Raw genomic sequence first — 17,506 nt, 5'->3', positions numbered from 1 at the left:
CGCCCACTTCCCGCACGCGGATGCCGAACAGGGACACCTTGGTCCGGGAGATGCTGCTCGACGCCACGGCGAAGGCCGACGAGCTGGTCACGATGTTCCGCGAGAGCTTCCTCGCCGAACCGACGGCCGCGCACCACGCGCTCAAGGCCCTGCACAACGCAGGCTACGTCGTGGGCCCCGTGTTCCAGCACAACTTCGACCTGCTTGCCGCCCGAACCGGTCCGTGAACTACGGGACCTCACCCGCGCCCGGACCACCGCCACCCGTGAACGCGGCCGTGTAATCCAGCGGCTGGAGAAGCTGCTGGAGGACACCGGCATCAAACTGTCCGCGGTCGCCTCCGACATCATGGGCGTCTCCGGCCGGGCCATGCTCGAAGCCCTCATCCGTGCCGAAGCCGACCCGCAGGTCCTCGCGGACCTGGCCAAACGCAGGCTCCGCAACAAGATCCCCGAACTCACCGAGGCCCTGACCGGACGCTTCCGCGCACACCACGCGTTCCTCGCCCGGCTGCATCTGGACCAATACGACCAGCTCACCACGATGATCGACCAGCTCACCGGACGGATCGAAGAGGCGATGGCCCCCTTTCGTGGCGCCCTCGACCTGCTCGACACCATCCCCGGCATCAACCAGGCCACCGCTGAAGTGATCGTCGCGGAGACCGGCGGCGACATGAACCGCTTCGCCACCGCCAAACACCTCGCGTCCTTGGCCGGGGTCTGCCCCGGCCACCACGAGTCCGCCGGCCGCACCAAGAACACCAAGGTCCGGCCCGGCAACCCCTACCTCAAGGGCGCCCTCGGACTGGCGGCGTTCGGCGCGGCGCCAGGAGGCCCCGCACGTAGTCCCGCATCCGGCGCCGCAGGTCAGTTCGGCCGAACCGGTGGCCGATGCGAAGGAACAGGTCGTCGAGTTCTCGGTCCCAGGTCGTGTCCGCATGCTCATCGATCACACCTGGAGGCTGTCCGAGCCGGAGCCAACCCAATACGTGGCTCCACTCGTTGGAAGGGAGCTCGGCGAAGACCCCACCGAGCACCACTTCACCCAACTACACTCCCGACGGCCCTTGTGACCAGGCCAGATAGCAAAGCGCTGCTGGAGTAATAGACCATCCGCCGCGTCCTCAACGCCGCCGACGCCCGCGATGCCAGGGCAGTCCCCGACGCGCCGGCCGCCGACGCCGGGGACCAGGAGCAGGCGCCCGATCCCGAGCAGCCGCACATGATCGACGCGCCCGGCCTGCTCGCCGAGCACCTCGAGGACACCCCGGACACCGCCGTCCGCGATGCCCTCCGCGTCGGGCGGACCATCCGCCGCGGCCGGGGCTACGCGGTGCGCATCACCGCCCCGCTCGCCCTCCACCAGGCCGCACTGGAGCAGTGCACCGCCCTCGCCCAGGGCGGAGCCGCCCCCTCCGGGCGCAAGGCATACGGCGCCTACGCCGACCGGATCACCGCGGTCGAGTGACCGCCGCCGCCCTGGCCGGCAACCGGCGCCAACGCCCTCGGCAGCGGCATCTGACAGGGAGTATCCCCAGGGGCTGCTCCGTTGCTTTCTCGGCGAGTACTGGTGGGACCCCATTCAGTCCGCGCAGACGCCTTGCCACTCGCAGGGCCCGCCCTTAGCCTCGCTGGGAGCGCTCCCACCCCACGCAACGGAACCCTTGCCCTTGTGCGCGACGCAAGTGAAACGTTTCATTCACTCGCTTCGCTACGCAATGCCCATAGCCCATTTCCGCCCACCTAGAGGAGCTGTACATGTCCGTCCGAAGTTCGCGAAGGTCCTGCGGGCCGGTCGCGTATGTGCTGGCGGTGTTACTGGCCGCCGTTTCGCTGGTCGCGCTGCCGGCGTCCAGCGCGAGCGCGGCCGTGATCGACACGTCCGCCTACTACCAACTCGTCTCACGCCACAGTGGCAAGGCCATCGACATCTCCGAACGCTCCACCGCCGATGGCGCCGCGGTCGTCCAGTGGACCCAGGGAACCGCCGCCAACCAGCAGTTCCGGTTCGTCGATTCGGGCAACGGCTACTACCGGATCATGGCCCGGCACAGCGGCAAGGTGCTCGACGTCGAGGGACGGTCCACCGCCAACGGCGCGACCGTGCAGCAGTGGACGGACAACAACGCCGTCAATCAGCAGTTCAGCGTGGTCGACATCGACACCCAGTACGTGCAGCTGATCAACCGCAACAGCGGCAAGGCCCTGGACGTCTGGGAGCGGTCGGCGGACGACGGTGCCCGTATCTCGCAGTACGACGACATCGACGGCTTCAATCAGCAGTGGCGGCTGGTCAAGGTCGACGGCGGCACCGACCCGAATCCGCCGGCCGGTGACGCCCTCCAGATGGAGGACCTGAACCGGGGCCTGGTCTCGGTGCGTTCGGGCTCGAACAATCTGGTGTCCTGGCGACTGCTGGGCACCGAGAGCTACGACACGGCGTTCAACGTGTACCGCAACGGCACGAGGGTGAACGGCTCGCCGGTCACTGACTCCACCAACTACCTGGACAGCGGCGCCCCTTCGGACGCCTCGTACACCGTGCGTGCGGTGGTGAACGGCACGGAGCAACCGGCTTCGGAGTCCTCGCTGCGCTTCACCGGCGGCAACTACCTCGACGTACCGCTGTCTTCGCCCGGTACCGGCTACACGCCGGTGGAGGCCAGTCCGGGTGACGTGGACGGCGACGGGCAGTACGAGCTGATCGTCAAGTGGGACCCGGACAACGCGAAGGACAACTCGCAGTCCGGCGTGACCGGCAACGTCTACGTCGACGCCTACCGGCTCAACGGCCAGCGGCTGTGGCGTATCGACCTGGGCCGCAACATCCGGGCCGGGGCGCACTACACGCAGTTCCAGGTGTACGACTACGACGGCGACGGCCGGGCCGAGGTGGCCATGAAGACGGCGGACGCGACGCGCGACGGCCGAGGCACGGTCATCGGCAACGCGAGCGCCGACCACCGCAACTCCGGCGGCTACATCCTGACCGGGCCCGAGTACCTGACCATGTTCAACGGTCTGACCGGCGCCGCGATGTCCACCGTCACCTACGACCCGCCGCGCGGCAACGTCTCCTCCTGGGGCGACAGCTACGGCAATCGCGTGGACCGCTTCCTGGCCGGCACCGCCTACCTCGACGGCCAGCGACCCTCCCTGATCATGGCCCGCGGCTACTACACCCGGGCTGTCATCGCCGCCTGGGACTTCCGCAACGGACAACTCGTCAAGCGCTGGACGTTCGACTCCAACACCTCCGGCAACGGCGCCGCGTACGGCCAGGGCAACCACCAGCTGTCCGTCGCCGACGTCGACGCCGACGGCCGTCAGGAGATCGTCTACGGCTCCGCGACCATCGACGACAACGGCCGCCTGATGTACGCCACAGGCTTCGGCCACGGCGACGCCCTGCACGTCGGCGACTTCGTGCCCAGCCGCGCCGGCCTGGAGGTCTTCGGCATCCACGAGTCTGGCAACCAGCCCGGCTCCGACCTGCACGACGCCCGCACCGGACAGGTCATCCACCGCACCCCCACCAGCGGCACCGAGGGACCGGGCCGCGGCGTGGCCGGTGACATCCACGCCGGCAACGCGGGCGCCGAGTTCTGGGGCGCCGGACCGAACATGACCAACCTGCGCAACGCCTCCGGCGGAAACGTCGGCCGCAACCCGTCCTCGGCGAATTTCCTCGCCTGGTGGGACGCCGACCCGGTGCGCGAACTGCTGAACGGCACCCAGATCGACAAGTACGGTACCGGCGGCGACACCCGGCTGCTCACCGGCAGCGGCGTCGCGTCCAGCAACGGCACTAAGTCCACCCCGGTGCTCTCGGGCGACCTGTTCGGCGACTGGCGCGAGGAAGTCATCTGGCGCCACTCCGGCAACAACGCCCTGCGTATCTACGCCACGTCCACCCCGACGACCACCAAACTGCACACCCTGGCCCACGACGCCCAGTACCGCGTCGCCCTGGCCTGGCAGAACACCTCCTACAACCAGCCGCCCCACCCGAGCTACTTCCTCGGCGCCGGCATGACCCGCCCACCGCAGCCCACCATCTACGTACGCTGACGCAACCCCGCCAGCACACAGGAACAGCACCTCGTTGCCGGCCGGGACAGCCCGCCCCGGCCGGCAACGAGGTATCCGGACCAAGGACGAAGGCCAGAGAGGCGTGCCTGGGGCGGGATGGCAGCCGCCTGGGTGTGTCAATTTAACGGCCCTGTCTCACATTCGGTGGTGACGGAGAGTTGTCAGGGTCGTTGACCTTCATGTGATAGGTGTCAACGAGCTTGTGCAGACGGTGTTTTCGGGTCTGTCGCCACTGGTCGTGGAGGATGTGGTCGACGAGGGTGAGCGGATCGTGGTGCGGGCCCGGACGCCGCTGGACACCGCGGTCTGCCCGGTGTGCGGGGCCTCGTCGGGACGGGTGCACGGCTATCACTGGCGGACGGTGGCCGACGTTCCGGTCGACGGGCGACGGGTGGTGGTCCGTGTGCGGGTGCGGCGTCTGGTGTGTCCCACGCGAGGCTGCCGCCACACCTTCCGCGAACAGGTGCCCGGGGTGCTGGAGCGATACCAGCGACGCACCGCTCGTCTGACCAGGCAGGTCAAGGCCGTGGTCAAAGAGTTAGCGGGCCGCGCGGGATCACGTTTGCTGGCGATACTCGCGGTGGGCCTGTCCCGTCACACGGCCCTGCGCACCCTATTGCGCATCCCGTTGCCCACCGGGCGGGTGCCCCGCGTGATCGGCGTCGACGATTTCGCCCTGCGCCGGCGGCACCGCTATGCCACCGTGGTGATCGACGCCGAGACTCATGAGCGGATCGACGTGTTGCCCGACCGCACGGCCGACACGCTGGAAGCGTGGCTGCGCGGGCATCCGGGCATCGAGGTCGTGTGCCGCGACGGCTCAGCCACCTACGCCGAGGCCATCCGCCGTGCTCTGCCTGACGCGGTGCAAGTTGGTGATCGCTGGCATTTATGGAAGAACCTGTGCGAAGCCGCCCTGAGCGAGGTGAAGGCACACAGTGCCTGCTGGGCCACCGTACTGGACGCGCCGATCTACGAAGGGCCCCGCGCTCAGACCACCCTCGAACGCTGGCATCAGGTTCATGGCCTGCTCGAGAAGGGCGTGGGCCTGCTCGAATTCGCCCGCCGTTTGCAACTGGCCCTGAACACCGTCAAACGCTACGCCCGAGCCGACCGGCCCGAGCGCATGCTCCGCGTCCCCAAGTACCGTGCCAGCCTGGTCGATCCCTACCGCGAGCACCTGCGCAAACGCCGAAGTGAAGACCCCGGCGTCCCCGTCCAGCACCTCTTCGAAGAGATCAAGGCCCTCGGCTTCACGGGCTGCCTGAACCTTTTACACAAGTACATCAACCAAGGCCGCGCGGACGCCGACCGCAGCCACATCTCGCCACGTCGACTCGCCCGGATGCTGCTGACCAGACCCGACAACCTCAAGCCCGAGCAACACGAGCTCCTGGCCAAGCTCACCGCCGTCTGCCCCGAAATAGACCAACTGGCAGCAGGTATCAGAGACTTCGCACCGCTCCTTACGCCACACACCGACAACGCCGATGCGCTCACGCACTGGATCGCCCAAGTCCGAACAGCCGACCTGCCCCACCTACACGCCTTCACCCGGGGCCTGGACCGGGACATCGACGCCGTGATCGCCGGGCTCACGCTTCCGTACAGCAACGGCCCCACTAAGGGCGTCAACACCAAGACCAAACGGATCGCGCGCCAGATGCACGGACGAGCAGGCTTCACCCTGCTCCGACACCGCATCCTCCTCGGATAACAGCACGCTCCGTCACCACCGAATGTGAGACAGGGCCGTTAAATTGACACACCCCGGCCTGGGCCGGACTGCTTGAGGGCCAGCTGGTCGAAACGGTGTTGTCGCTTCGTAACCCTGGTGGGGCCTTTGGTGGTCGGCGGTGGGGACTACTTGCTGGCATGTCTACCCGATTGGATCGTTGCGCCAGTCGAATTGGAGCGTTTTGCCGAGGAACCGGTTGGTCGCGTAGACGGGGTCGAGGAGCTGCTCAACCGTCCCCGTCAAAAGTTGCACGGTTGCTCCAGCGGTCATGAGGGGTGAGGGTGCCGACCGCTGCAAGTGGGCGGCCGGCACCATGGGAGCGACGTCAGGCGGTGATGCGGTTGAAGATGTTCCAGCCGTGGCCGATCTGGCGACCACTGCCGTACGGCATGCGTCGTCACGAACGAAGTGCGCCCCGCGAGGCGACGGCCGACATGATGTCGACCCCGCCCGGGGCGGCTGAACCGGGACCAGCTGGCGTACAGCAGCGGCTGGCACCGCGGTTCGTCGTCCGTCAGGCACGAGGTCACCACCGTGGTCATGGCGGCCGCCGCGACGGGCGGCGGCCACCTCGCCAACATCACCGCCGCCGGATTCCGCGACGGCCTCGCCGGCACGCTCGCCGCAGCCGGCGCCACCTTGGCCGACGATCCGATCGGTGGTGAACCCTGGCGGCGGACCACAGGGATCAGTCTCCCCGAGCCGCTTGCAGCGTGGACCGCAGGGCGTGGAAGGCGGGCTTGCGGCCGAAGTCCTCGGTCATGACCGTCGCGGACCCCTCCCCCTGGAAGAACACCGGCACCCATGAGTACTTGTCGGTGAAGCCCCAGATCGTGAACGAGTTGCAGTCCTCGACGGCCAGACACGCCGACAGCGCTCGCCGATAGTAGTCGGCCTGCTGCTTCTGCTGCGCGTCGGTGGGCATCCCGGTCTCCGGCAGGTCCATCCGTACGTCCAGTTCGGTAACGGCCGTCTCCAGGTGCAGCGCGTCGAACCGCCGCAGGTTCGTCTCCAGATCCTCCGGGAAGCCGTACCGCGTGCTCAGGTGTGCCTGCACGGAGAACCCGTGCACGGGCACCCGCTGCCGGATCAGGTCCTGCGTGAGGGCGTAGTAGGCATCACTCTTGGCGTTGACGCTCTCGACACCGTAGTCGTTGAAGAACAGCTTCGCCTTCGGGTCGGCCTCGTGCGCCCAGCGGAAGGCGTCAGCGACGATGCCCGGGCCGAGTTCACGGATCCAGATGTTGTCCTGCGTACGCAGATCCCCCCGGTCGTCGAAGATCTCGTTCGCGACGTCCCACTGCTGGATCCTGCCGGCGTACCGGCCGACGACGGTGGTGACGTGCTCGCGCAGGATCGCGCGCAGTTCCTCCTTCGAGAAGCCGCCCTGCTCCAGCCACTGCGGGTTCTGGCTGTGCCACAGCAGTGTGTGCCCCCGCACGACCTGACCGTGCCGCTCGGCGAAACCGACGATGGCGTCCGCGGCCTCGAAGTCGTACCGGTCCCGCTCCGGGTGGACGAACTCCCACTTCATCTGGTTCTCGGGCGAAACCGAGCTGAACTGGCGCCCGAGGATTTTCCGGTACTCCCTGTCCGAGGTGAACGGGTCCGGATAGTCCTGCTCCAAGTGGTGGCCGCCGCCTGCCACGGCGGTGCCCACGACGAAATCCTCGGGGGCGGCGTCGCGCAGCCGGTCGAGCCTGGCGTTGGAGTGCGGGACGGACTGCCGGTCGGCCGCCGGGTCGGCTCCCGCCACGCCGGCCGTGAGCGGCAGGGACAGGGCGGCGGTGGCCAGGGCCACGGTGAGGAAGCGGAGACGCCTCATGCGGAAAGCCTCATTCCGTATCCTTCGAAAGATTCGACACCTGGATCGAATATTTTCAGTAATGGAAGCTAAGCGCCTGTCGGGGGCAAGGTCAATACCCGTACACACGGCCTCATCGCAGAAGCACCGTTCCCGCGACAGCGCTCATCACAGAACGGTCTGAAGCGCTGCAAATCAACCTCAACAGGAGCCGTTTCGAGTAGTTGGCTCCTACGCCAAGGGCTTTCAGTCGGCTGCCCTGTGCCTTTCGGCGGCAGGCCCCGAGTACCGAAATGTTTCGACGGGTACACGTCTTGACGTCCCGAAAGTAGGTTGCCTAACGTCGTCGTCGCTCCATGGAAGACCGCGTGGACGCACCTTTCGGGAAGCCTCGTCGTCGTACCCCGGCTGTGCGGTTCACAGGGCTGTGCGGTTCACAGGGCTGCGCCGCTGACGGTCGGCGCCATGAAGGGACGGCACCGCCGTGCGAAGAATGTCATGGATCAGCAGTCTCACCGCCGTAGGCCTGCTCGCGATCTCACTCCTGACCGCCGCCTCCACCGGCGGAGCGGCGGGCGCGGCCGACACGGAGAACACCACCCGGGAAGGGCGGCACTGGGTGAACACCTGGACGGCCATGCCGCAGTTGACGGAACCCGGCAACATGCCGCCGCCGCCGTTCACCCAGGAGGATGCCGTCCTCGTCGACAGCACCCTGCGTCAGACGGTGCGGGTCACGGTCGGCGGGGAGCGGATCCGGCTGCGCTTCTCCAACGCCTTCGGCGGCGCTCCCCTGCCGATCACCTCGGTGTCGGTGGCACGCCCGGTCGACGGCCGGGCCGGGGTCACCGGGATCGAGCCCGGTTCCGCCCGCACGGTCACCTTCCAAGGCGGCGCGTCGACGACCGTGCCGGTGGGTGCGCAGGCCGTGTCCGACCCGCTGCCGTTCGACGTGGCGGCGGGGAGCAACCTCACGGTGACGACGTACCTGGCCGAGGGCCAGGCGTCGCGCGACATCACCTCGCACCCCGGGTCGAGGACCACGTCCCACCTCCTGGCCGGTGACCACGTCGATGCCGTGCACCTGGCGGGGGCCACCCCCACCGACCACTGGTACTTCCTGAGTGGGATCGAGACGTGGGCGCCGAGGCGCACGGCCGCTGTCGCGGTCGTCGGGGACTCGCTGACCGACGGGCGGGGCTCGACCACCAACATGAACAACCGCTGGCCCGACCAGTTCCTCGACCGTCTGCTGTCACGGTCCGGCGGCACGGCGGACACCGCCGTCCTCAACCAGGCGGCGGGCGGCAACCGTGTACTGAACGACGGTCTGGGTCCGAACCTGCTCGCCCGCCTCGATCGTGACGTGTTGGCGCAGAGTGGTGTGGAGTGGCTCGTCGTCTTCGAGGGGATCAACGACATCGGTACGGCGCCGGCCACACCCGCCGCGCAGAAGGACGTCGCGGCGCGGTTGATCGCAGCGTACGAGCAGATCGTCGTCCGCGCGCACGCCCACGGCATCGAGGTGTACGGGGCGACCCTGCTGCCGTTCGGCGGCAACGAGATGTACGACGACGCGGAAGGACTGCGGGAGGAGGCCAGGCGGACGGTGAACGCGTGGATCCGTGACAGCGGCCGGTTCGACGCGGTGATCGACTTCGACGCGGCGGTGCGGGATCCAGCCGCTCCGGAGCGGCTGCTGCACTCCGCCGACGGGGGCGACCACCTGCACCTGAACCCGCACGGCTACGGTCTGCTGGCCGACGCGGTGCCCGTCCGGCTGTTCCGGGACACCCGCGGATAGGCAGCGCCCCCGCACGCACTCCACCGCCCCCCTGCCACTCCTTGTCTCACACTTCACGCCCTGTCCCGATCGTTCCGTTCCGGAGGTCGAGTAATGAGCAGGTCTTTCGGAGGCGGCACCCCCGCTTCCCCGTCCCCGTCTCCCCGTCGGCGCACGGTGCTGGCGGCGGCCGTGGCCACCGCGGTGGCCTCCGTCGCTGCCCCCTCCCCCGTGGCGGCCGCCGCCCCGGCATCGCCGTTCGGGCCGGGTGCCGCCGCCGGGAGACCGGGGTCCGGCTCCGGCCCCTACCGCCGGTTCGTGTCCTTCGCCCCCGCCCGGGACGCCTTTCCACTGGTGGCGGGCGGTCGGGCGGCGCCGCTCGTGGTCGATGAAGGCGACCACCCCGGCGTGGTGCGGGTCGTCGGGGATCTGCGGACGGACATCGGCCGGGTGACGGGCACGGAGCCCGCCGTCGCACACGGCCTGCCGGGGGCGGAGTCGCGGGACATCGTGCTCGTGGGCACGCTGGGCCGCAGCCCTCTGCTCGACGGCCTGGTCGAAACCGGGAAACTGGACGTGTCCGGTATCGGGGGAAAGTGGGAGACGTCTCTCCAGCAGGTCGTGCGCGATCCGCTGCCGGGCGTGCGGCGCGCCCTCGTGGTCGCGGGCAGCGACCAGCGCGGGACGATCTTCGGAGCGTACGAGGTGTCGCGGCAGATCGGGGTGTCGCCGTGGCACTTCTGGGACGACGTGCCCCCGCACCGCCACGACGAGTTGTACGTGCTGCCGGGCCGCCACACGCAGGGCACTCCGGCGGTGAAGTACCGCGGCTTCTTCATCAACGACGAGAACCCGTCGCTCGGCACGTGGGCCCCGGCGTACTTCGGCCCCGGCCTCGCGCCCGGGTATCCGAACGGCTTCAACAGCAAGTTCTGGGAGAAGGTCTTCGAGGTCATGCTGCGGCTGAAGGCCAACTACTTGTGGCCCGCCGTGTGGGGCCGGGCCTTCGCCGAGGACGATCCGGAGAACCACGCGACCGCCAAGCGCTACGGCGTTGTCATGGGCACCTCCCACGAGGCGCCCATGATGCGGGGCATCGAGGAGTGGAACCGCCACGCCGTCGCCGCGCGGCGCGACGCCGCCGGGAACATCACCGTCCCGGGCCGCGACCCGTACGGCGGCACCGGCGAGTGGAGCTACCGCCGCAACCGCGACGCCATCGAGGCCTACTGGCGCGACGGCGTACGCCGCATGGTGGAACAGGACTTCGAGGGCGTCGTCACACTCGGCATGCGCGGCAACGGCGACGTCAGCCTGCCCGACGGCGACGGCATCGAGCTGATGGAGTCCATCCTCGCCGCCCAGCGCCGCATCCTCGCCGAGGAGGCCGGGGCCGACCGGCTCACCGCGATACCCCAGGTGCAGACGCTCTACAAGGAGGTCCAGCGGTACTGGGACGAGGGCCTGCGCCCGCCCGAGGACGTCACGGTGATCTTCTGCGACGACAACTGGGGCAACATGCGCAAGCTCCCGGACCAGTCGATGGAGCCACGCGCGGGCGGATACGGCATCTACTACCACTTCGACTACGTCGGCGGCGGCCGGAACTACAAGTGGGTCGACACCACCAACCTCACCTCCACCTGGGAGCAACTCCACCTCGCGTACACGTACGGTGTGGAGCGGCTGTGGGTGGTCAACGTCGGCGACATGAAGAACCACGAGCTGCCGCTCCAGTTCTTCCTCGACTACGCATGGGATCCCGACCGTTGGCCGCTGGAGCGCCTGGAGGAATGGGAACGGGCTTACGCGGAGGAGAACTTCGGCCCCCGGTACGCCGCCGCGATCGCCGGGGTGCTGCACGCCTACGGTGTGCTCCAGGCGCGCCGCAAACCTGAACTGCTGAACCGCCGGATCAGCCTCGACCCGGCGAAGAACCCGGCCACCGACCCCTCCGCGGTGACTTACGACGACCGGCAGAGCCCGTACCACCTCAACCACTACCGGGAGCTGGAGCGCGTCACCGACGAGTGGCGGCGGCTCGCCGGGCGCGCCGAGCGGATCGGGGCGCTGCTCCCGGCCGAGCGGCAGGACGCGTACTTCCAGCTCGCGTTCTACCAGGTGAAGGCGACAGCGAACCTGTACGCGCTGCGCGAGGCGGAGTTCACCAACCTGCATTACGCGGCGCAGGGACGGGCGGCGGCGAACGCCCTGGCAGACGTCACCGATGCGCGCTTCGCCGACGACCAGGCCCTGTCGGACCACTACAACAAAGAGCTGGCCGGGGGGAAGTGGAGGGGCTTCCAGACCCAGCCGAAAATCGGTTATGGAAATGTGGCGCGGTACGGCCCGGACGCGGCCTGGCAGCAGCCGCAGACGCCGGACCACGTGGCGCTGCCGGACGAGGTGTTTCCGGCGGTTCAGCGCGTCGAGGTCCCGGCGGGGGCGGAGATGGGCGTAGGGCTCGACGGCTCGGACGCGTGGTGGCCCGCTTCGGACGCGCCCGCGGTACTGCCGGCGCTGAGCCCGTACCGGACCGCGCCCGATCCGTACGTCGAGGTGTTCAACCGGGGCCGGGAGCCGTTTGAATACCGGATCGAGTCGCCGGTGGAGTGGCTGACGGTGGACCGTGCGCGGGGCCGGGTGACGCACCAGGTGCGGGCGACAGTGCGGGTGGACTGGCGGCGTGCGCCGCGCGGGACCACCGAGGTGCCGCTCACGGTGCGCGGAGCGGGTGGCCGGGCGGTGCGGGTGACGGCGCGCGTGGAGAACCCGCGGCTGGGCGCGCGCGGGAGGCGCCGGGGGTTCGTGGAAGCGTCGGGGTACGTGGCGATGGAGGCGGCGCACGCCACGCGCGCGGTGGAGACAGACGGGGTGACCTGGCGGGAGATCCCGGACATCGGGCGGACGGGGTCGGGTGTGACACCCTGGCCGGTGACGGCGCCGAGCCGCGCGCCGGGCGGGAACGGCCCGCGCCTGGAGTACGGGGTGACGCTGACGACGGACCCGGGGACGGTGCGGGTGCTGGTGTACCTGTCGCCGCGCAACAACGTGCTGCCTACGGAGGGTCTTCGGTACGCGGTGTCGTTCGACGGCGCTGCGCCGACGACGGTGAATGTCACCCGGGTCACGGGCGCCGACGACACGTCGATGAACAAGCAATGGGAACGAAACACCTCGGACAACACCAACCTCACCGTCACCGAACACACAGTGTCCGGGCCAGGCACCCACACCCTGAAGTTGTGGATGGTGGACCCGACGGTGGTAGTGCAAAGGCTCGTCGTCGACACGGGCGGGCTGAAGCCGAGCTACTTGGGGCCGCCGGAAAGCCACCGAGCCGGCCGCCGCTGACGCCGCGGCGGACGGCCCCGACTCCGCTCGCGCCCCGGCATCCTCATCCGCCCCCTGGTGCCCGCGATGCTCGCCTCGTCTCTGCTCATCCGGGCCCAGACGATCCGCGAGTACGCGCCCGCCCTGTTCCTCGCCGAGGCCGGGTCACAGGTCATCGGCACCATCGCCATCGACCTGGGGACGCAGGGCGAGGCCGGCTCCGTCGCCGCTCTCGCCACCCTCCAGATCGCCGTCGTCGCCGGCCTCGCCGGTCTCCTCTTGCGGATCGCTTTAACCAGAGCGCTGTGGCTGTCGGAGATGCCCAGGCGGACGCAACTCAATCCGCCTTCTCGCAGGTGACGCAGGAACTGGGCCCAGAAGACTTCGGTCTCGCTGTCGCCGACGATGACGCCGACGACCTCGCGGCCGCCATCCTGGGGGACGCCGATGGTGAGGCTGATCCTTCGGAGTGGACACCCTGACATCGCATCTTGATAGTCCAGGGAGGGACGTCCACGTGGGACGCAAGTCTCCGTAGCATGGAACCCACCGGCCCGGCCGGCCTCGCTCGTGGCGATCCTTCCCAGGGTGCTGCGCGACGTGGGGCGCGGACCGGGGTCCGGCAGAGGCGGGCGGAGGCGTCCACCGGGCGAATGCCAGCTGAGCTGAGTCCGCGTCCTGGATTTCACTCCTCCGCCAGAAGAGCCACCCGAAGAGCGCACAGCACCGACAGGAACGCGGAGGCCGCTCTCGGTCGGCGCGTGGCGGCGGGCGCACTGGAAGCCCGGGATGCGCATCCAAATCCGCGACAGCTACGGGCGACTCGTCGGTCCGGTCTACAAGGACGGTGCTGTGGAGGGCACAACGTTCACTCGTGAGCGCCGGTTCTTTCCCCGCACCCGAGTCCGCCCCGATCTCCCTCTCGCTCCCACCACCCCGGTCTACCGGATCCCCAGTGTCCTGCGCCAGAGATCCGTCGGCAGAGGCGGGCGAGGGATATCTGGCGCAGGACGCTAGAGGACCGCAGGAAGCCCCCGTCGGGGCAGGGGACCAAATGCGTCCCCTGCCCCGACGGAGCTCGGTCGGCCGGGCGGCGGGTGACCGGCGCCTGGCAGAGGCCGGTGCCGTGTGCGGCGCTCTCCGGCTCAGCCGAAGTTCACGTCGCTGCACCACATGTAGGCCTGGTCGAGGTGCGAGGCCTGCCAGATCACGAACACGATGTGGTGTCCGGTGTAGCCGGAGGTCTGGACAGGGAACGTGATGTTCTGCGCCGGGGCGAAGCGGCCGGTCTGCGTGATGAAGTCGAGGTTGCCCCAGCCCAGGGTCTGGGTCTTGGGGTCGAAGCCCTGCTTGCTCACGTAGACCTTGAAGTAGTCGGCACCGTGGGACGCCTGGTCGTACAGCTGGATCGAGAAGTTGTTGCCGACGGTGGTGGTCTTCCACGGCCCGGGCTTGTTCAGGCTGGCGTTCCTCGAGAGGTTGTTGCTGCAGAGCGTCCCGTCGGGGGTCCGCGCCTGGAACTGGCCACCGAGGCCGTCGCGGAGCGCGCTCATCCAGTTCCACATGGTGTCGGGGTTGGCCTGCCAGGCCTGCCAGCACATGGGGTCCTGGGTCTGCATGGCCGGGTTCGTGTGGTTGCTGCCCCACGTCTTCCAGCACTGGTACGCGCGGGTGGCGGGGCCGATGAGGGTGCCGTGAGCCTGGGCGGGGGCCGACCAGGTCAGTGCGCCGACAACCACGGTGAACACCATGACGAGCGCCTGGAGAGGCCGGCGGAGGGACGACCGCGGACGCCCGGTTAACAGACTCTGTTTGCGCATGTGGGGGACTCCTTCCAGTTGCAAGACTGTAATGGGAGCGCTCCCAACGGTACGTCTTCTAAGTGAAATGTCAATGAAACAAACGGAGTTGATCGCAAGGATGGGCGGCGAGCAGGGAATCTGTCGTGAGCCGGGAGTCAGAACCGTTCCCGGGACCGGAAAGCGAGGATGCGGCCCGGACTGGCGTGCAGGGCGATGCCACGGAGGGACGTTCGCAGCATGGCAACGGGACCGGGTTCCGGCGCGAGGGCTGTCCGGTTCCACAACTCACAAGATCGCCGGTCCCGATGGTGCGCCTCCCGCACACCCGAGTCGGCCTAACCGGGGCAAGTTGCCTGGTAGGAGCTGTGACTGTATGGCGCATCGGGCAAGGAACACGGCCGATGGCACGCAGCGGGAACGTGCGCACTCCTCGGATCTGAACCCACGGCACTGGAGCATGGATGCCGTAGCGAGGGAAGCCACCAGCAACGCAGATCAGCCTCGGCGCGCTCCAACTCACCTGGGCCGCCGCCGCGGCCCCAAGACGCTCGCGGACCAGGTGCCGGAACACTCCCCGGTGGACCGTCAGCCAGGCCATGGAGAAGAGGCCTGGATCCCTTCCACGTTTGCTGACATGGCTGTTCCGGACAAGGCTGCCCCGCGGTGAGCGGACGGCATGGGCTGCGGCTCGGCCGTCGCCAGTTCTCCCCACTGATGATGGTTTCTCCGCCGGGCCCTCCGCCCTCACCCGCGTAGCGGCCAACAGCTCGACGATCCGTCGGTAGTCCACCACAAGCATCTCCACGGTCGCCGCCTCGTGCGAGTGCGACACGACAGCCCCCGCGCCAAGGGCCTCCTCGACCACCGCCGATACCGCCCCGCGCACCCGCAGCGGGCATCCCCGCCACGTCTGGAGCGGCCAGGTCCTCGACGAGCTCCTCCCGGTCGATCATCCGACGCTCCAACACCGCTTCCGCCTCGGCGAATCCGACCGCGATTCGTTCCGCCGTAGGGCGAAGCTCGTCCGCCCGCGCCCGGGCAGCCGCCTTCCGCTCCTCCGACATCCCAACCATCGACTGTGCCAGGCCAACTCACCTTCGCTGAGCCAGAATTGAGCTAGCGAACCCTGCCACGGAGACACCGGAACATGCCTGACCAAGAAGCCCAAACATCACATCCGGAGGGACATCGGCTTACCATGACGCCGCGTCAATTCGTGGTCTTGCAGATCCGGACCAGCAGGGGAGACTGCCTTTACGACCGGGTCCGCCCGGTCCCCGGCAGCACCACGCCAAGCAGGTCGGTCCCCCGTCACTCCACCGAGATGAGGTCGCATGAAGCGAAACCGAGCCACCGTCAGCGCGGTCGCCGTGACCCTGTTCACCGCCGGTCTCGCCGTCGGCCCGGCAACCGCAGCCACCGCCGCCGAGGCGAAGGCCCGCGTCGGAGCCGACTGGGCAACTCAGTCGATCGTCTTCACCGCCGCTGCAGGACAGACCAACAACCTCAACATATTCTCCATGTACACCAGCGACGGGATCCGGCGGATCGGCTTCAGCGACGTGGTCCCGCTCGAACCGGGCGACCACTGTGCGTACTCCAGAGCCGAGGACACCACCTCCGTCGTCTGCGAACTGCCCGCGGACAGCCCCCGGCCCGACAGGATCGACGTCTTCCTCGGCGACGGCAACGACACGATCGCCGCCTTCACCTCCGGGATCGGCACCGTCAGCGGCGGCCCCGGCGACGATGAACTGCACGCCCACACCGCACGCACGGTGCTGGGCGGCGCGGGGAACGACATGGTCATGGGACCCGCCGCCCTGCACGGCGGCGACGGCATGGACCATCTGATGGGTGACAGCAGCAACCAGCAGATGTGGGGCGGCCGGGGCGACGACATGATCGAGGGCTACGGCGGTGACGACACCGTACACGCGGGCCCTGGCGACGACCACGCCATGGGCGGGGACGGCCGCGACATCGTCCTCGGCGGCCCCGGCAACGACACACTGGACGGCGAAGGCGGCGACGACCTCGTCTGCGGTGGCACCGGAAAGGACGCCCTCGAAGGCGGATCCGGCCGCAACATCGTCCTCCCGTAAGTGCGCCTCCATGCCCGAAGGCCCTGGCCCGCGGCACGAACAGCGTCGCGGGCGCCTAGCCACCGCCGTCGGCGACCCGCCACCCGAGCCGCGTCAACCGCGAACGCCGCACACGGCGGGCCCCCGCGCGACATGACCGACCTGGCCAGCAGCCACGGCAAACACCGTTGCAGTACTAGCTTGATCACGAGCAGGCCCCCTGCCTGGCTTCATGAGCACGCGCCACGGCGAGGACTACGACACTATCCTCAACGACGACGCGCCCGGGTGGCAGCACGCCCGGCACGCCGAAGGCGAGACCGGCACGGGCCGCTACCCGCTGACATACGTGCCGGACACCTGGGACCTGCGGTCCACCCTCGAACTCCTGCTGCCCGGCATCGAGTACCGTCAGCACACCGCGCAGGACGGCAGCCGCACCGTGTACATGCTGCACAAGGACGGCTCCTGGGCCCGAGCTACGGCACCAACGCGCCACGACCTGCCGACCGTGCACCAGGGCGGGCCAGTCCGCCTGTGGGACAAGCTGGATCGCATCCGCACCTGGCTCGTCGTTGACGGAGCCCTCCCCGTCCGAGGCGCTGCGATAACCATCACCGCCAACGGGGCAGTCACCTTCTCACGGAACGGACGGACTGCCACGGTCGGATGAGACCTCGCCGACCGGTTGGACCATGACTGGGCCGCCATGCCGTACTCCGCACAGGCGAGCGCTCTCCCCCGTCCGCCAAAGCCCGTGCGGTGCCGTGGCTTGAGGTTCCCCCGAGATGCGGAGTGTGTTGACAGAGGGTCAGATGGTTCTCATGAGAGGAACATCGACCATGGCCGCCCCCAGAAAGTACTCGCT

At 68.8% G+C, this 17,506-nt stretch carries 11 protein-coding genes and 2 pseudogenes; 10 read left to right on the top strand and 3 right to left on the bottom strand.

All coding sequences use genetic code 11. The annotated features are described in order from the left end of the window. Window positions 1-20 precede the first annotated feature (20 nt). The 6 genes and pseudogenes from ACFYW5_RS35695 (at window position 21) to ACFYW5_RS35670 (ending at window position 5,811) form a co-directional block, all read left to right on the top strand. Entirely contained in the window at window positions 21-227 is a 207-nt protein-coding gene (locus ACFYW5_RS35695) for a hypothetical protein (RefSeq protein ID WP_389421301.1), read from the top strand. Next, window positions 205-828: pseudogene (locus ACFYW5_RS35690) on the top strand (transposase); the annotation flags it as partial. The gene ACFYW5_RS35695 and the pseudogene ACFYW5_RS35690, both read left to right, overlap by 23 nt. A gap of 396 nt (window positions 829-1,224) precedes the next feature. After that, on the top strand, window positions 1,225-1,470 hold the full coding sequence (locus ACFYW5_RS35685; RefSeq protein WP_389421300.1) for a hypothetical protein: 246 nt from the start codon (window positions 1,225-1,227) through the stop codon (window positions 1,468-1,470). 290 nt (window positions 1,471-1,760) lie between these two features. Beyond that, a pseudogene (locus tag ACFYW5_RS35680) lies at window positions 1,761-2,252 on the top strand (RICIN domain-containing protein); the annotation flags it as partial. 39 nt (window positions 2,253-2,291) lie between these two features. After that, entirely contained in the window at window positions 2,292-4,073 is a 1,782-nt protein-coding gene (locus tag ACFYW5_RS35675) for a rhamnogalacturonan lyase (RefSeq protein WP_389421310.1), read from the top strand. A gap of 232 nt (window positions 4,074-4,305) precedes the next feature. Then, window positions 4,306-5,811: an ISL3 family transposase gene (locus ACFYW5_RS35670; RefSeq protein ID WP_389421309.1), complete on the top strand. Its 1,506-nt coding sequence runs from the start codon at window positions 4,306-4,308 to the stop codon at window positions 5,809-5,811. 709 nt (window positions 5,812-6,520) lie between these two features. Here ACFYW5_RS35670 and ACFYW5_RS35665 read toward each other — a convergent pair. Continuing rightward, window positions 6,521-7,657, bottom strand: a complete 1,137-nt coding sequence (locus tag ACFYW5_RS35665; RefSeq protein WP_389421299.1) for an endo-1,4-beta-xylanase — start codon at window positions 7,655-7,657, stop codon at window positions 6,521-6,523. A 472-nt stretch (window positions 7,658-8,129) separates the two neighbouring features. On the opposite strand from ACFYW5_RS35665, the gene ACFYW5_RS35660 reads away from it, so the two are divergent. Both ACFYW5_RS35660 and ACFYW5_RS35655 read left to right on the top strand, forming a co-directional pair. Then, a complete protein-coding gene (locus ACFYW5_RS35660) occupies window positions 8,130-9,440 on the top strand; it encodes an SGNH/GDSL hydrolase family protein (protein WP_389421308.1) in 1,311 nt (436 codons plus the stop codon). 93 nt (window positions 9,441-9,533) lie between these two features. Next, on the top strand, window positions 9,534-12,773 hold the full coding sequence (locus tag ACFYW5_RS35655; RefSeq protein WP_389421298.1) for a glycosyl hydrolase 115 family protein: 3,240 nt from the start codon (window positions 9,534-9,536) through the stop codon (window positions 12,771-12,773). Here ACFYW5_RS35655 and ACFYW5_RS35650 read toward each other — a convergent pair. Further along, a complete protein-coding gene (locus ACFYW5_RS35650; RefSeq protein ID WP_389421297.1) occupies window positions 12,731-13,237 on the bottom strand; it encodes a transposase in 507 nt (168 codons plus the stop codon). The two genes, ACFYW5_RS35655 and ACFYW5_RS35650, sit on opposite strands and share 43 nt — an antisense overlap. Before the next feature lie 660 nt (window positions 13,238-13,897). Then, window positions 13,898-14,503, bottom strand: a complete 606-nt coding sequence (locus tag ACFYW5_RS35645) for a lytic polysaccharide monooxygenase (protein WP_389421307.1) — start codon at window positions 14,501-14,503, stop codon at window positions 13,898-13,900. Between the two features lie 1,385 nt (window positions 14,504-15,888). On the opposite strand from ACFYW5_RS35645, the gene ACFYW5_RS35640 reads away from it, so the two are divergent. After that, the gene (locus tag ACFYW5_RS35640; protein WP_389421296.1) at window positions 15,889-16,659 is read left to right on the top strand and encodes a calcium-binding protein; all 771 of its coding nucleotides are present in this window, start codon (window positions 15,889-15,891) and stop codon (window positions 16,657-16,659) included. A gap of 211 nt (window positions 16,660-16,870) precedes the next feature. Continuing rightward, window positions 16,871-17,311 carry a hypothetical protein gene (locus tag ACFYW5_RS35635; protein ID WP_389421295.1) on the top strand — a complete coding sequence of 147 codons (441 nt, stop codon included), beginning with the start codon at window positions 16,871-16,873 and terminating at the stop codon, window positions 17,309-17,311. The last annotated feature ends 195 nt before the right edge of the window (window positions 17,312-17,506 follow it).

This window comes from Streptomyces sp. NPDC002779, assembly GCF_042888685.1.
GTDB lineage: Bacteria > Actinomycetota > Actinomycetes > Streptomycetales > Streptomycetaceae > Streptomyces.
This window is presented reverse-complemented; position numbering and strand designations above follow the sequence as displayed.

What these genes read in the sequence shown, in the direction of transcription:
- ACFYW5_RS35635 (WP_389421295.1), top strand. Translation starts at nt 16,871, where the DNA reads ATGAGCACGCGCCACGGCGAGGACTACGACACTATCCTCAACGACGAC.
- ACFYW5_RS35655 (WP_389421298.1), top strand. Translation starts at nt 9,534, where the DNA reads ATGAGCAGGTCTTTCGGAGGCGGCACCCCCGCTTCCCCGTCCCCGTCT.
- ACFYW5_RS35640 (WP_389421296.1), top strand. Translation starts at nt 15,889, where the DNA reads ATGAAGCGAAACCGAGCCACCGTCAGCGCGGTCGCCGTGACCCTGTTC.
- ACFYW5_RS35685 (WP_389421300.1), top strand. Translation starts at nt 1,225, where the DNA reads ATGATCGACGCGCCCGGCCTGCTCGCCGAGCACCTCGAGGACACCCCG.
- ACFYW5_RS35665 (WP_389421299.1), bottom strand. Translation starts at nt 7,657, where the DNA reads ATGAGGCGTCTCCGCTTCCTCACCGTGGCCCTGGCCACCGCCGCCCTG.
- ACFYW5_RS35645 (WP_389421307.1), bottom strand. Translation starts at nt 14,503, where the DNA reads ATGGTGTTCACCGTGGTTGTCGGCGCACTGACCTGGTCGGCCCCCGCC.
- ACFYW5_RS35695 (WP_389421301.1), top strand. Translation starts at nt 21, where the DNA reads ATGCCGAACAGGGACACCTTGGTCCGGGAGATGCTGCTCGACGCCACG.
- ACFYW5_RS35660 (WP_389421308.1), top strand. Translation starts at nt 8,130, where the DNA reads ATGTCATGGATCAGCAGTCTCACCGCCGTAGGCCTGCTCGCGATCTCA.
- ACFYW5_RS35650 (WP_389421297.1), bottom strand. Translation starts at nt 13,237, where the DNA reads ATGTCAGGGTGTCCACTCCGAAGGATCAGCCTCACCATCGGCGTCCCC.